The organism is Candidatus Tenderia electrophaga (assembly GCA_001447805.1).
Lineage (GTDB): Bacteria > Pseudomonadota > Gammaproteobacteria > Tenderiales > Tenderiaceae > Tenderia > Tenderia electrophaga.
The window spans coordinates 2,869,367-2,883,542 of the sequence record CP013099.1 but is presented as its reverse complement, the minus strand read 5'-3'; the positions used below and the strand labels follow the sequence as shown (position 1 = coordinate 2,883,542).

Annotated in this window: 6 protein-coding genes; all 6 read left to right on the top strand. The window is 60.6% G+C overall.

Annotation, left to right across the window (positions count from 1 at the left end; genetic code table 11):
* Nucleotides 1–118: 118 nt before the first annotated feature.
* Nucleotides 119–2,803, top strand: coding sequence for a hypothetical protein (locus tag Tel_13170; protein ALP54006.1), 2,685 nt, complete (start codon nt 119–121; stop codon nt 2,801–2,803).
* Entirely contained in the window at nt 2,796–6,188 is a 3,393-nt protein-coding gene (locus Tel_13165; GenBank protein ID ALP54005.1) for a hypothetical protein, read from the top strand. The genes Tel_13170 and Tel_13165 overlap by 8 nt, the downstream gene beginning before the upstream one ends.
* 4 nt (nt 6,189–6,192) lie before the next feature.
* Nucleotides 6,193–6,573: a regulator SirB gene (locus Tel_13160; GenBank protein ID ALP54004.1), complete on the top strand. Its 381-nt coding sequence runs from the start codon at nt 6,193–6,195 to the stop codon at nt 6,571–6,573.
* A gap of 406 nt (nt 6,574–6,979) precedes the next feature.
* Nucleotides 6,980–11,551, top strand: a complete 4,572-nt coding sequence (locus Tel_13155) for a hypothetical protein (protein ID ALP54003.1) — start codon at nt 6,980–6,982, stop codon at nt 11,549–11,551.
* Between the two features lie 417 nt (nt 11,552–11,968).
* The gene (locus Tel_13150) at nt 11,969–13,495 is read left to right on the top strand and encodes a hypothetical protein (protein ID ALP54002.1); all 1,527 of its coding nucleotides are present in this window, start codon (nt 11,969–11,971) and stop codon (nt 13,493–13,495) included.
* Nucleotides 13,496–13,516: 21 nt separating this feature from the next.
* The gene (locus Tel_13145) at nt 13,517–14,131 is read left to right on the top strand and encodes a hypothetical protein (GenBank protein ALP54001.1); all 615 of its coding nucleotides are present in this window, start codon (nt 13,517–13,519) and stop codon (nt 14,129–14,131) included.
* Nucleotides 14,132–14,176 lie beyond the last annotated feature (45 nt).

The following is a 14,176-nucleotide window of genomic DNA, read 5'->3' as shown; positions in this document are numbered from 1 at the left end:
TCGTCCTTTGTCCCGTGTTCGATGGCGTTTGAGTGAGTCCGAGGCGAACCCGGGGGATTCTCCCGTGCTGGATACACACTTTCCAGTAAACTGTAAACTTCGATTTTTGTGCCCTGAAATGGAGCAACGCGTGTCTGCATTACTGGAAAACATCGCCGCCGGTTGCACCGTGTTAACGGTCAACAGCCGTTTGGCGCTGCACCTGCACACGTCTTATGAAGACCGGCAGCGCCAACAGCGCAAGCACAGTTGGACCACACCGACGATCTTGCCATGGAACGCCTGGCTGCAGCGCTTGTGGCAGGAGGCCCAATTTGAGCACGCCGGCCGCTCGCTCGATTTGTTGACAGCGGAACAGGCGCTGGCGGTGTGGGAGGCGGTGATCCATTCCTCGGTTCACGGCGAGTCCTTGCTCAACACCCATGCCGCCGCGCGTTCCGCCATGCAGGCCTGGCGCCTGCTCAGGCAATGGAATCAACCCGTCGCCGTGCTCGGCGCTGAGACCCAAGCGGACAGCGTTGCCTTTCATGCCTGGGCCAGGGAGTATCAACGGCGTTGTGAACAACATCACTGGCTGGATCAAGAGGTGCTGCCCGATTGGCTGATTAACGCCCTTGATGAGGGGCGGCTGAACCTCAACGGCCATTTCCTGCTGGCCGGTTTCGACGAACTGACACCGCAGCATCAAAGCCTGATCGCCGCATTGCAGCGCCAGGGGGCGGTCATCGAGCAGTCCGAATTGGAACAGCCCCCGGCGCAGGTGTCTTTGCAATCCTGCGCCGACAGTCAGGCCGAGATCCGGCAGGTGGCGCTGTGGCTGCGCCAGCTGTTGCAGCGCGATGCCGCGCCGCCCATCGGCGTGGTGGTGCCCGACCTGGCCGCCATGCGCGCCGACATCGAACGTATCTTCGACCAGGTGTTGCTGCCTGGCGCCGTGCTGGATCTGGAGCGGCGCCCGCTGCGTCCCTACAACATCTCCCTCGGCCGCGCCATGGTGCAGCTGCCCATGATCCACACTGCGCTGACCCTGCTGGCGGTATTGCGCGCGCCGGCGCCGCTGGCCGAGTGGGGCCGCCTGCTGCTGTCCCCCTGGATTGGCGGCGCCGATCGGGAGCTGGCCGTGCGCGCCCAATTGGATGCACTGCTGCGCCGCCGCGGCGAGGCGCGCCTGACTCTGAACCAGGTGCTGCGCCACAGTGACAATGCCGGTTGCGATCGCCTCAGCCGGCTGCTGCAGGGCCTGCGGCAGAGTCTCAGCGAACTGCCGCGGCGCCAGGCCCCGGACGCATGGGCACGCAGTTTTCAACATTTGCTGCAACAGGCCGGCTGGCCCGGCGAGCGCAGTCTGGACAGCGACGCCTACCAGACCCTGCAGGCCTGGCACAAGCTGCTGGCTCGTTTCGCCGGGCTGAGTCAGGTGACCGCCAATCTCACCTACAGTGAGGCATTGAAACAACTGCGCCAGCAGGCCGGCAGCGTGCTGTTTCAGGCGCAGAGCAGGAATGAGCCCATCCAGGTGCTGGGTGTGCTGGAGGCGGCCGGGGTGCAGTTCAGCCACTGTTGGGTGATGGGGCTGCACGACGGCGTCTGGCCGTCGGCGCCGACGCCTCATCCTTTCCTGCCGATCGCCCTGCAACGGCGCCTGAATATGCCCCACGCCTCCGCCGAACGTGAACTGGCCTATGCCGAGCAGCTGGGCCGGCGCCTGTTCGCCGCCGCACCCGAGGTGATCGTCAGTTATCCACGCCGCGACGGGGATGCCGATCTGCGTCCCAGCCCCATGATCGCCGACGCCGCGCCTGTGGCGCAGGCGTCTTGGTTGGAAAATGCGCCGCCCCCCTATCGCGATCAGCTGTTTGAATCGCGTCAGCTGGAAAGCTATTGCGACTGGCAAGCGCCGGCGTTGCCCATGGGCATCGAGGTGCGCGGCGGCACCGCCCTCTTCAAGGACCAGGCCGCCTGTCCCTTTCGCGCCTTCGGGCGTCATCGGCTCAAGGCCGAAGGCCTGCAGACGGCGCAGGTGGGCCTGGACGCCGCCGCCCGCGGCAACCTGGCGCACCGGGTGATGGAGCTGCTATGGCGCGAACTCAAGGATCAGCAGACGCTGCTGCGCCAGGATGACCCGGCGCTGCAACAGCGGGTGGAAAACATAGTCGCGCAGGTGATCGACGCAGAGGCGCAGCAGTTTCCGCAACAGTTCAGCGCACGTTTCGCCGCGTTGGAAAAGCTGCGCCTGATCAAATTGGCGCGGGCCTGGCTGGAATTGGAGACACAACGGTCGCCGTTCGAAGTTGTCGCCGTGGAGCAGGCGCGTCAGGTCGTTGTTGCCGGTTTGAACATGAGCATCAAGGCCGACCGCATTGACCGGCTGACCACCGGCGGCGAGCTGATCATCGACTATAAGACCGGGCGCAGCAGCCCCAACGACTGGTTCGGCGAGCGGCCCAACGAACCCCAGCTGCCCCTGTATGCCGTCACCAGCGAGCGCCAGGTGACGGCGCTGGCCTTCGCCACCCTGCGCCCCGGCGAGCTGGCCTTGAAGGGGGTGAGCCGCGACACGGGCGTCGCCAAGGACATCAAGCCCGGCGCGGTGGACTGGTCTGTACAGCAGGGCCTGTGGCGCGACGAATTGAATCGCCTGGGCGACAACTTCCGCCGTGGCCGCGCCGAAGTCGATCCCAAGGATGCCTATACCCACAACAGCCGCGCCTGCAGCTATTGCGACCTGGGACCGCTGTGCCGCATCAACGAACTGGCCGCCAGCGAACTGGATGAGATCGGTATGGGAGATGAGGATGAGTAACACGATCGTCGATATGGAACAACGTCAGCGGGCCCTCGATCCCAGCCGCTCATTCATCGTTCAGGCCCCCGCCGGTTCCGGCAAGACCGGTCTCATCACTCAACGCTTTCTGGTGCTGCTGGCGCGGGTGGCGCAGCCGGAGGAGATTGTTGCCATTACCTTCACGCGCAAGGCCGCCGCCGAGATGCGCGAGCGTTTGCTCGACGCCCTGCGGCTGGCGACCCGACCGCTGGCGGACAACGCGGATGATTATCTCAAACAGACCCGGGAACTGGCCCGCGCCGCCCTGGCGCGCGACGCGCAACAGGGTTGGCGGTTGTTGCACAATCCCGCGCGGCTGCGCATCCAGACTATCGACTCGCTGTGCGCCTCGCTCACACGTCAGCTGCCGGTGCTCTCCAGATTCGGGGCCCAGCCGGCCATCAGTGACGATCCCGACGCCCTGTATCTGGAGGCCGCGCGCACCACCCTGGCCGATCTGGAACAGGGCCAGGACTGGTCGCCGGCCATCGAGCAGTTGCTGGCCCACCTGGACAACAATCTCGGCCTGGCCGAACAGATGCTGGTGAGCATGCTGGCGCGGCGCGATCAGTGGTTGCGCCATCTGGTCAAGGTGCGCGAGCCGCAGTGGCGCGAGGCCTTGGAGCGGGCCTTGGCCAACACCGTCGTCGAGCTGCTGCATCAGGCGCGGGACGCCTTTCCCGTGATGCAGATTTCCAGCCTGATGGAACTGGTGGACTTCGCCTCACAGCGGGTCGCCGACGATCATCCGCTGGCCGCCTGTCGCGGCCTGACCGATCTGCCGCACGCGCATGCCGATGCCCTGCCGCAGTGGCTGGGCGTGTGTGAGTTGTTGCTGGCCAAGCAGGGCGGCTGGCGCAAACGGCTCGACGCCAAACTCGGTTTTCCCGCCCCCAGCGGCACCAAGGACAAGGCGGAGAAGGCCTTATTCAAACAAAGGAAGGAAGACGCCCAGGCATTGATCGGTCTGCTGGACCAAGTGCCCGGCCTGCAACAGCAGTTGCACGATGTGCGTTCCCTGCCGTCACCGCGCTACAGCGACGCGCAGTGGCAGATTGTCGAGGCCATGTGTGAACTGTTGCTGGTGGCGGTGGCCCATCTGCGCGTCGTCTTCGGCAGTCGCGGCCAGGTCGATTTCAGTGAGATGGCGCAATCGGCCCTGACCGCCCTGGGCGAGGAGGAGGCCCCCAGCGATCTGGCCCTGGCCCTGGACTATCGTATCCAACATCTGTTGGTCGATGAATTTCAAGACACCTCCTTCGGTCAGTTCGAATTGCTGCAACGGCTCACCGCCGGCTGGCAGCCGGACGACGGCCGCAGCCTGTTTCTGGTGGGCGATCCCATGCAGTCCATTTACCGTTTTCGCGAGGCGGAGGTGGGGCTGTATCTGCGCGCGCGGCGTGCGGGCATCGGCGACGTGGCGCTGACACCGCTCACTCTGAGCGTGAACTTTCGCTCCCAGGCGGGCGTGGTGGACTGGGTCAATCGAACCTTTGCCGATGTATTTCCGCCGAGTGAGGATGTCACCGTCGGTGCGGTGGCGTATTCCCGTTCGGTGGCCTTTCACGGCCACGACGGCGAGGCGGTGCAGATTCACCCCTGGCTGGCGCAGGACGCCGCGGCGGAGGCCGACCGGGTCGTCGATTTGATTTGCCGGGCGCAGCGTGAAAATCCGCGCGGCTCCATCGCCGTGCTGGTGCGTGCCCGCAGTCATCTGGCCGAGATCGTCGCCGCCATGAAACGGGAAGGCCTGCGCTACCGCGCCATCGAGATCGAACAGCTCGGCCACCGGCCGGTGGTGCAGGATCTTTACGCCCTGACCCGCGCCCTGTTACATCCCGCCGATCGCCTCGCCTGGCTGGCGCTGCTGCGCGCACCCTGGTGTGGGCTGGAGCTGGCCGACCTCACCCGGCTTGCCGACGCCGATGCCAGCGCGGTGATCTGGCGCCAGTTGCAGGACGATGCGCTGATCGCGCAGTTGTCGGCGCCTGGCCGGCAGCGACTGACGCGCCTGCGCAGCGTGTTGGTCAAGGCCATGGCCGCGCGTTTTCGCCACGGCCTGCGCCATTGGGTCGAATCGGTCTGGCTGCAGCTGGGCGGACCGGCCTGTGTGGAGAACAGCACCGATCTGGAAGATGCCGAGGTGTTTCTGAACCTGTTGCAGACGCTGGACAGCGCCGGCGGCCTGGATGAGGTGCAGCTGCTGGACGAGCGTCTGGCTAAGCTGTTCGCTCGGCCCGATATCGAGGCTGATGACGGCCTGCAACTGATGACCATCCACAAGTCGAAGGGGCTGGAATTCGACACGGTGATCCTGCCCGGTCTGGGACGCAAGGCGCCGCCCGATGAAAGCCCATTGTTGATGTGGTTGGAGCGCTGGTCCAGCGGCGCCCGGGGTGAATTGTTATTGGCGCCGCTGCGCGCCACCGGTGAGGTCCATGATGCCATTTACAACTACCTGAAGAGTGTCGACAAGCGCAAGGCCGAATTCGAGACCGGCCGCGTGTTGTATGTGGCCGCGACCCGGGCACGACGGCGCCTGCACGTGCTGGGACATACCACCGCCAATGAACAAGACCTGCGACCGCCCCAGTCCGGTTCCCTGCTCAAGCTGCTGTGGCCCACGCTGGAAGAAGAATTTGTGCAGGCACACGACAGCGTCCGGCCGACAACGGCCGAGGTAACGGCGCGCGAGGACGGCTTTGCCGCACTGGCAAGCCTTAAACGCAGCCGAGCTGAATGGCAGCCGCCGACGCCGACCAGCTCATGGGAGCTGGGGGCGGAGGCGACACTCCTCGAACAGGAAACCGAACTGGAATTCAGCTGGGCCGGCGAAACCGCGCGCCACGTGGGCACGGTGGTGCACGAATTGTTGCAACGCATCGCGCAACAGGGGCTGCAGCACTGGGACGAACAACGCATCACCGCCTTGCGCCCGTATTACCGTGCCGCCCTGTTGCGACTCGGGGTGATGGCCGATGCCGTGGAGGACGCCGCCGCCCAGGTCGAGCAAAGTCTGCGGCTGACCCTGCGGGATGAACGGGGACGCTGGATACTGGCCTCGGGTCACCAGGACAGCGCCTGTGAACTGGCGCTCAGCGGGATGTTAGGTGGGCGCGTGGTGCGGGTCGTCATCGATCGCAGCTTTGTCGACGAACACGGTACGCGCTGGATTATCGACTACAAGACCGGCGCCCATGAAGGCGGTGATTCCACAGCGTTTCTCGACAGCGAGCAGGCGCGCTATCAACATCAATTGTCACGCTACGCGGCATTGATGCAGCTGCGCGATCCGCGCCCCATACGTGTGGGGCTTTACTTCCCGCGGTTGCAGGCCTGGCGCGCCTGGGAGGCGGAAGGCTAGCGTGATGGATGGCGTCAAACTCATCCATGTCGGCAGCGCCGTGGTGTCCATCCTGGGATTCATCCTGCGCGGCATACTCATGATGCGTGAGTCCGCGCTGCTGCGCACGCGTTGGGTCAGGACACTGCCCCATGTCGTCGATGCCACCTTGTTGTTCAGCGCGATCTGGCTGGCCGTACAGTACGGCTTCAATCCGGCCAACAGCCCCTGGCTGGCGGCCAAGATCGTCGGCCTGCTGGTGTACATAGGCCTGGGCCTGGTGGCATTGCGCCTGGGCAAGACGCGTAATATCCGCATCACCGCCTGGTGGCTTGCCCTGCTGGTATTTGCCTATATCGTCGTTGTTGCGCTCACCAAATCGCCGTTGCCCCTTTTCTGCGCCTGAGTCGCGCGGGACCGGTGGCGTTCCCGGCGTGGCAACGCCGGACGGTCTTTCCTGGCGTAATTGCACGTGGCGAGACCGAGACTAATCTATAGGGCAGTTTGTACGATAACCGTATAGGCGGATTAATCCATCCGTCGGAGTGACGGCGTCGGCGCGCGTATATGCACAGGCGCGCGGGCCCGGTCCGATGCCTATTGAAGATAGTGTCACTGTCCTCAACGGCTGATTACGGATCCGCGTCTTGCCAAAAAATACTAATAAATTAGTGGTTGGCCGAGCTCAACGGGCCGCGCGCTGCGCTGAACTCGTGCCGCGGCATCGCGCGCGCCGGTTTCATCGCTGAGGTGACGGGTTGGAATTACAGGAAAAGGGCGATATGGATCGTCGTTAGTGTGGGTCAAGGAATATGTCGTCCATTCTCAATAAGGGTTTCCACCCCGGCCGTAGTCCCGTGATGATTGCGATGTGCTACGTGGTATTCGCCGGCCTATGGATTTACGTTTCGTCCTTTTTGCTCCAACTCAGTACCGATGACAGCGTCATCTTAAGCCAGCTCGAGCTAGTCAACGGGGTGTTTTTTGTGGCGCTGTCCGGGGCCTTGCTCTACCTGCTGCTGAAGTACGGGCAAGGACCCGCTGCCAACGCTGATGACCACGTCCAGGCCCCGCCGGGCGACAACCGCCCGAGTACACGCCGATTAGTCGTGATGCTGATGTCCTTGTTATTACTGGTGCCCGTGGTCGGCGTGGGAATCCTTGCCTACCAGGAACCCCGCCTGGAGCGGGACACGCTCAATAATCTTGATGCGATTGCAAAGCTCAAGGCGCTGCAGATCGAGAGTTGGATAAACGAGCGCCAAAGCGACGGCTATACGCTGGCACGGGACCCGAGCTTCGTCGCCCAGGTTGTCCGTCTCGCCCGCGGCGACGACGGCCCTAAGCAAGCGCTGCGCGCACGCCTGAATGCCTTTCGCAATGCCTACGGCTATCGTTCCATTGTGTTGTTAAATGCCCAAGGAGGAGGGCTGCTGACCTCAGGCGAGCCCCATCGGCCGTTGGCCAATCAGCAAGAAATGCTGATGTCGCTGCCGGCCACGGGGTTTCAGGTAATGCCCCTGTTCCGGGATGCCGAGGGCACGCTACATTTTGATTTGCTCGTCGGTCTGGGTCCTGACGGCGCTTCTGAAACTCGGCCGGGTTATATCCTCATCCACATCGAGCCGGAGCAGTTCCTGCTCCCCTACATGACACGCTGGCCCGACAGCAGTCCCAGTGGCGAAACCCTGCTGGTGCGCGACGACGGTGACAGCGTCATGTTTCTTAATCAACCGAAGTTCAGTCAAGCGAATCCCCTAGATCTGCAGTTTTCCACGCGTGACCCGCATCTGGCGGCGGCGTTCGCCGTGCGCAGCGGCGGGTCCGGGGTATTCCAGGGCAAGGATTATCGCGGCGTGCCGGTACTGGCGGCGTTTCATGCGGTGAACGGTACCCGTTGGCAGATTATCGCGAAACTGGACAGGGCCGAGGTGCTGGAACCGCTTTATATCCTGGTACGCTGGATAAGCCTGATTAGTCTGTTGGCGGTAAGCGTCATTTCAATCAGTTTGATTATACTCTGGCGGCAGCAGCAGCGCGTGTACGGGCTCGCGCTGCAGGCGGAAAAGACGAAGACCGATCGCGCCTTGCGCCATTTTTATGAACTGCCGTTTATCGGTATGGCGATCACCTCGCCCACCACCCGGCGTTGGCTCCTGTTCAATGATTGTTTGTGCGAAATTCTCGGTTATGAATTCGATGAACTCGCTCAAATGACGTGGGACGACGTCACCCACCCCGACGATTTGAAGCAAAATTTCGCCGCATTTGACCGTGTCGTGCGCGCCGAGTCGGACGGTTATACCCTAGACAAACGCTTTGTCCGCAAAGATGGCGCCATCGTGTTCGCCACGGTCGACGTAAAGTGCGTGCGCAAACCCGACGGTACGGCCGACTATCTGGTGTCCACGGTGCGTGATATTACTGGCACAAAGCTGGCCGAGCAGGCGCTGAAGGCGAGCGAGGCGCGCCTCAGGACACTTCTGAATACCATCCCGGATCTGATTTGGCTAAAGGATACGGCGGGCGTTTATCTGTTCTGCAATCCTGTGTTTGAGCGTGTCTTCGGCGCCGATGAGGATGAAATAGTCGGAAAGACGGATTACGACTTCGTCGATAAAGACTTGGCGGATTTCTTCCAAGAAAATGACCGTAAGGTCATTCTAGACCAGCAGCCCACCATCGCCGAGGAGTCGTTAAGCTTCCGGCGGACCGGCTATCATTGTGTGTTCGAAACCATCAAGACACCGGTGTTCGATCCACAAGGCAGATTGGTCGGGGTGCTGGGTATTGCCCGGGATATCACCGATCGTAAGCAGGCCCAACAACGTCTATCCTTGATTATCGAGGGCTCCAATGACGCCCCTTGGGATTGGGACCTGGTGCAAGATGAGTTGTACTACTCGCCGCAGTTCTGGCGCATGTTTGGCTATGAGATCGATGAATTGTCCGCTGATTCCGGTTTGTGGCGACGTCTCGCCCATGCGGACGACATTCATGCCGTGGAAGAGGCCATCGAGCGCTTGACCAGCGGTGTTCAGGATCGGGAGTCGGTCGAATGCCGCTTCCGCCATAAAGACGGTCACTATGTGCCCACGCTGATTCGAGGCATCGCGACATGTGATGAAACCGGAAAAACCGTGAGGCTGACAGGAACGCTCATGGATCTCAGCGAACGTAAATCCATTGAAGCGGAGATGCATTTGGCCGCGCAGGTGTTCGAGCAAAGCCGTGAGGGCATCATGATCACCGATGCCGATCGGACTATCGTCATGGTAAACAAGGCGTTTACCGAAATCACCGGCTATGAAGCGGCGGAAGCCCTGGGCAAGACGCCACGCTTGGTGTCGTCGGATCGGCACGACGCCGCGTTTTTTCAGGCCATAGATGAAACCTTGGCTCGGGACGGCTACTGGCAGGGCGAAATCTGGAACAAGCGCAAAGACGACAGCGTCTATCCCGAGTGGTTGAGTATCACCCAAGCGGTTGATGCCGGCGGCAAATTGACCGGCTACATCGGTGTCTTCGAGGACATCACCCAGCGCAAGCAGTACGAAGAGCATATCCGTTGGTTGGCGCATTATGACCCCCTGACCAGGCTGCCTAATCGGGCATTGCTCCTCGATAGGGCCAGGCATGCCATTACTTTGTCTGAGCGCCAAAATAAAAAGGTCTCGGTATTGTTCTGCGACCTTGATCGATTCAAATATGTGAACGATACCTTGGGCCACGGCATGGGCGACAAGTTATTGGCCGAGGTCGCCAACCGCTTGTTGTCGGTGGTGCGTGACGGCGATACGGTCTCGCGCCAGGGCGGCGATGAATTTGTGCTGTTGCTGCCGAATACCGATGCCCACGGGGCCGCCCGGGTGGCGGAGAAGGTGCTCGCAGCCGTCAACCAGGCCTACCAAATCGACGACTACCGCTTGACGGTGTCATTTTCGATCGGTATCGCCGTCTGTCCCGACGACGGCAGGGAGTTTGATGTGTTGGCGAAGTATGCGGACATCGCCATGTATCGCGCCAAACACATGGGGCGTAACGATTATTGCTTTTTTACCTCCGATCTGCAGCAAACCACGGCCCACGCCTTACGCTTGGAGAGCGATATACCGCACGCCATCGAAGCTGGTGAGTTGCAGGTGTATTACCAGCCACAGGTGGCCTTGGACGGTGGCGCCGTCATCGGGGTCGAGGCCCTACTGCGCTGGAAGCATTCTGAATTCGGCATGATTCCGCCGGACGAGTTTATACCGATCGCCGAACGTAGCGGGCAGATACTACAGATTGGCGAGTGGGTGCTGCGCAGCGCGACCCGGCAATTGAAAACCTGGCTGGAAATGGGTTTCGAGCCCATCAAGGTCGCAGTCAATCTTTCGGTGCGCCAGCTGAAGCAGCCCCATATCTATGAGAAAGTGAAGGCGATTCTTGAGGAGACCGATCTGCAACCTGGTTTGTTGGAATTGGAGTTGACTGAAAGCATGCTGATGGAGAATCAGGAGAATGTGATCGAGACCCTCTATAAGCTCAGTGAATTGGGCGTCCAGATCGCCATTGATGATTTCGGCACCGGTTTTTCATCCTTGTCGTATCTGAAACGGCTGCCGGTGGATAATCTCAAAATCGACAAGACGTTTGTCCAGGATATGCTGACAAACCCCGACGATGCGATCATCGCCCGCTCCATTATCACGCTGGGACACAGTCTCGGCTTGACGGTCATTGCCGAAGGGGTGGAAACCGGTGCGCAAGTGGATTTTCTGCGCGACCATAATTGCGATCAGTTGCAGGGTTATGTTTTCAGTCGACCGCTGCCTGTAGACGAAGTGACTCGATTGTTGGCTGGGCCCAAGCGTATGCCGGTGCTGCCCGGCGCCGGTATAGGCCAGACTGCCAAGACCCTGTTGTTAGTGGATGACGAGCCCACTGTGCTGCTCGCGCTTGAACGCGGCCTGCATTCTGAGGGGTATCGCATATTGACCGCCACCAGCGGTGAGCAGGGCCTGGAGGTGTTGGCTGTTAATCAGGTCGGCGTCATCGTCGCTGACCAGCGTATGCCCGGCATGAGCGGCGTCGAATTTTTGAGCAAGGCGAAGGAACTATATCCCGATACGATTCGGGTTGTCTTGAGTGGTTACACGGATGTCGAGTTTATTACCGATGCCATCAACCGCGGCGATATCTACCGATTTTTTACCAAGCCTTGGGAGATCGATGTATTGCGTGCCAATATCAACGAGGCCTTTCGGCGTTATGAGATGCTGATTGAGAATCGGCGTTTGGCACGCGATCTGAAAGAGGCGAATAAGTTGCTGGCGCGACTCTCGGGCGGCGGGGACGGTCGGTCTGATTCTTCCGGTCCTGCGCTGGGCGGGGGAAGTTAGGGGCACCGATGCCGCGCACGTGCTCGCAGTGACAGCGATCGCATCGCTCGGGCCGGCCGTCTCGCCGAGGCGCAGCCACAGGTCTGGATGGCGGTACAAATCCCCTGATTTAGGACTGGTAATGACCTGAGGTTTGAACTATAGTCAAAATACCATAGCAAACTGGTCAACTACTAACGTGTGTCCCGGCGGGCGTCGAGCACGTGAAAGGTCAATTATGAGCGGGTGGAAGTGCTACTGGGTGTCGTATAGGGAGTGTGGCGAGCGATGAGTCAGGGTAATGACAACCCCCGCGCGGCACGACCAGGCGTGTCCTTACAGAAGCTGTTTGCCGCATCAGGGGTCGGCGCTTCCGCCCGCTTATATCCGCAGCAATCCGGTTCCAGTCACCCCAAGGCGAAGACGCACAGCCGTCCATTGCAACAAGAGGACGGGCTGGAGGGGCTGGAACAAATCTATGCATCGGCCCATGTAGGGTTGGCCGTGCTCGATGCCGACCTGCGCTTCAGCCGTGTCAATCAATGGTTGGCGCAGATGCATGGTATTCCGATCGCCGCGCATATCGGGCATGGTCTACGCGAGATTTGCCCGGATCGCGCCGAGCAAAGCGAAGCCCTGCTCTATCGTGTGATCCGTACGGGGGAGCCGGCACTCGAATGCGAGGTTCGCTGCGGCAAGCACATTTTTGTCGAACATTATGTGCCGTTGAGGGACCGCGCTGGCGCTGTCGTCGGTATTAATATAGCCGTCGAAGATGTTTCCCGGCTAAAACAAATCGAAGCTGAATTACGTGATATGCGTTCACGGCTTGAGGCTGAAGTGGAGGAGCGAAACATCGCCCTGCGGCAAAGCGAACTACGCCTTAAACAAGCGGCGGAAGTCGGGCGTATGAAGGCTTTCGAGTGGGATCCGGCGACGGATGAAGTCAAGCACTCGGGCAAAATCGAAGCCATGTCCAGACCGGGGATGACGGTGGCGTCTGAACACGAGACCGGCCAATGGTTTTTTGCCCACATCCACCCCGAGGACCGCGAGCGTTTTCTCGATAATATATACAACCTGACACCGGCGCAGGATGCCTATCATATCGAGTATCGCTTTTTGCCGCCCGGCGGGGGGGTGCGCTGGCTTGAAGAATCCGGGCGGGGCTTTTTTGATGGCCGCGGCAAGCTGATCCGGCTGGTCGGCATGACCGCTGATATCAGTGCTCGCAAGGAGGCCGAACAGGAGGTGCGCAAGCATTCCGAAGCGGCAATCCATACCGGTCGTCTGAACGCCATGGGAGAGTTGACATCGACCCTGGCGCATGAACTCAATCAGCCGCTGATGGCTATCGATCACTTCATTTATGCAGCACAGCGCTTGACAGAAAAGCAAGACTGCGACCGGAATGAGTTAAAGCACTTGCTTGCCGTATCGCGTGAGCAGGTGAAGCGCAGCAGCAAGGTCATTCAACATTTGCGTGAATTCGCGCGCCACGGCAAATTGCGTAAAGAGTCGCTGGCGGTATCCGCACTCGTGGATGGCGCGCTCGGCTTGGTGAACCCCTTGCTAATGGACGAACAGGTTGCCGTACATGCGGGATATGCCGAAGACTTGCCCCTGATTTGCGTTGACCCCCTGCATGTCGAGCAAGTGTTGATCAACCTATTGCGCAACAGTATTGACGCCTTGCGCCAGGTTAACGGCGAGCGCCGACGGATTGATATTCTTGCTTCATTAGTGGATGAAGGTGTCAAGCTGACCGTGCAGGATAACGGGGCCGGTATGGATCAGGCGATGCTCGAAAAGATATTTCAGGCGTTTGAAACGTCTAAGACAGACGGTATGGGGATAGGGCTTGCCATCAGCCGTTCGATCGTGGAAGCCCACGGTGGGCGGATCTGGGCGGAAACGCCACCAACTCGAGGTGCGCTTTTTCACATTGTGCTACCCGGGTCGTAGCTTGGGAAAGGAGGACGCATTATGTTTCAGGTGGTATATGTGATCGATGATGAGGTGGCCATCTGTAGGGCGTTGACAAAAATCCTGGATGACGTGGGCCATGTCGTCGAATGCTTTGCCACGGCGGAAGAGTTTCTGGCGGTATGCGAGCGTAATTTCAGGGGCTGTATAATTACCGATGTCAATATGCCCGGAATGAGCGGCCTGTTGCTGCAAGACGAGCTGAAACGCCGCGGCGTGTCCCTGCCGATCATATTTATGACGGGGTACGGCAGGGTGGAGTCTGCGGTACAGGCCATGAAGAAAGGTGCCGTTGATTTTCTCGAAAAGCCCGTCTCACCGGAGCAACTGATTGAGCGTGTGGAGCAGGCGCTGGCCTATGACCGGCGCCAGCATCAGCTAGCTACGGCGGCCCGCAAACTGAATGAGCGCATCGCCTATCTGACGCCGCGCGAAAAAGAGGTCATCAAGCTGGTCGCCGAGGGGCGCACCAATAAGGAAGCCGCTAAAGCCCTTGGGATCAGTTTTCGCACAGTGGAGAAATACAGGGCCGGCGCCATGGCCAAACTAAAAATAAGCAGCGCCATGGAGCTCAGTGAGGCAGCCAAACTGCTCATCGATTCGGTCACCGAATAGGCGCCGCCTTCCCCCGCGAAGGTGCCTTGTCGTGAGCCCCAATCG

Coding starts and splice junctions, on each gene's coding strand:
- Tel_13160 (ALP54004.1), top strand. CDS start 6,193: ATGGATGGCGTCAAACTCATCCATGTCGGCAGCGCCGTGGTGTCCATC.
- Tel_13165 (ALP54005.1), top strand. CDS start 2,796: ATGAGTAACACGATCGTCGATATGGAACAACGTCAGCGGGCCCTCGAT.
- Tel_13155 (ALP54003.1), top strand. CDS start 6,980: ATGTCGTCCATTCTCAATAAGGGTTTCCACCCCGGCCGTAGTCCCGTG.
- Tel_13145 (ALP54001.1), top strand. CDS start 13,517: ATGTTTCAGGTGGTATATGTGATCGATGATGAGGTGGCCATCTGTAGG.
- Tel_13170 (ALP54006.1), top strand. CDS start 119: ATGGAGCAACGCGTGTCTGCATTACTGGAAAACATCGCCGCCGGTTGC.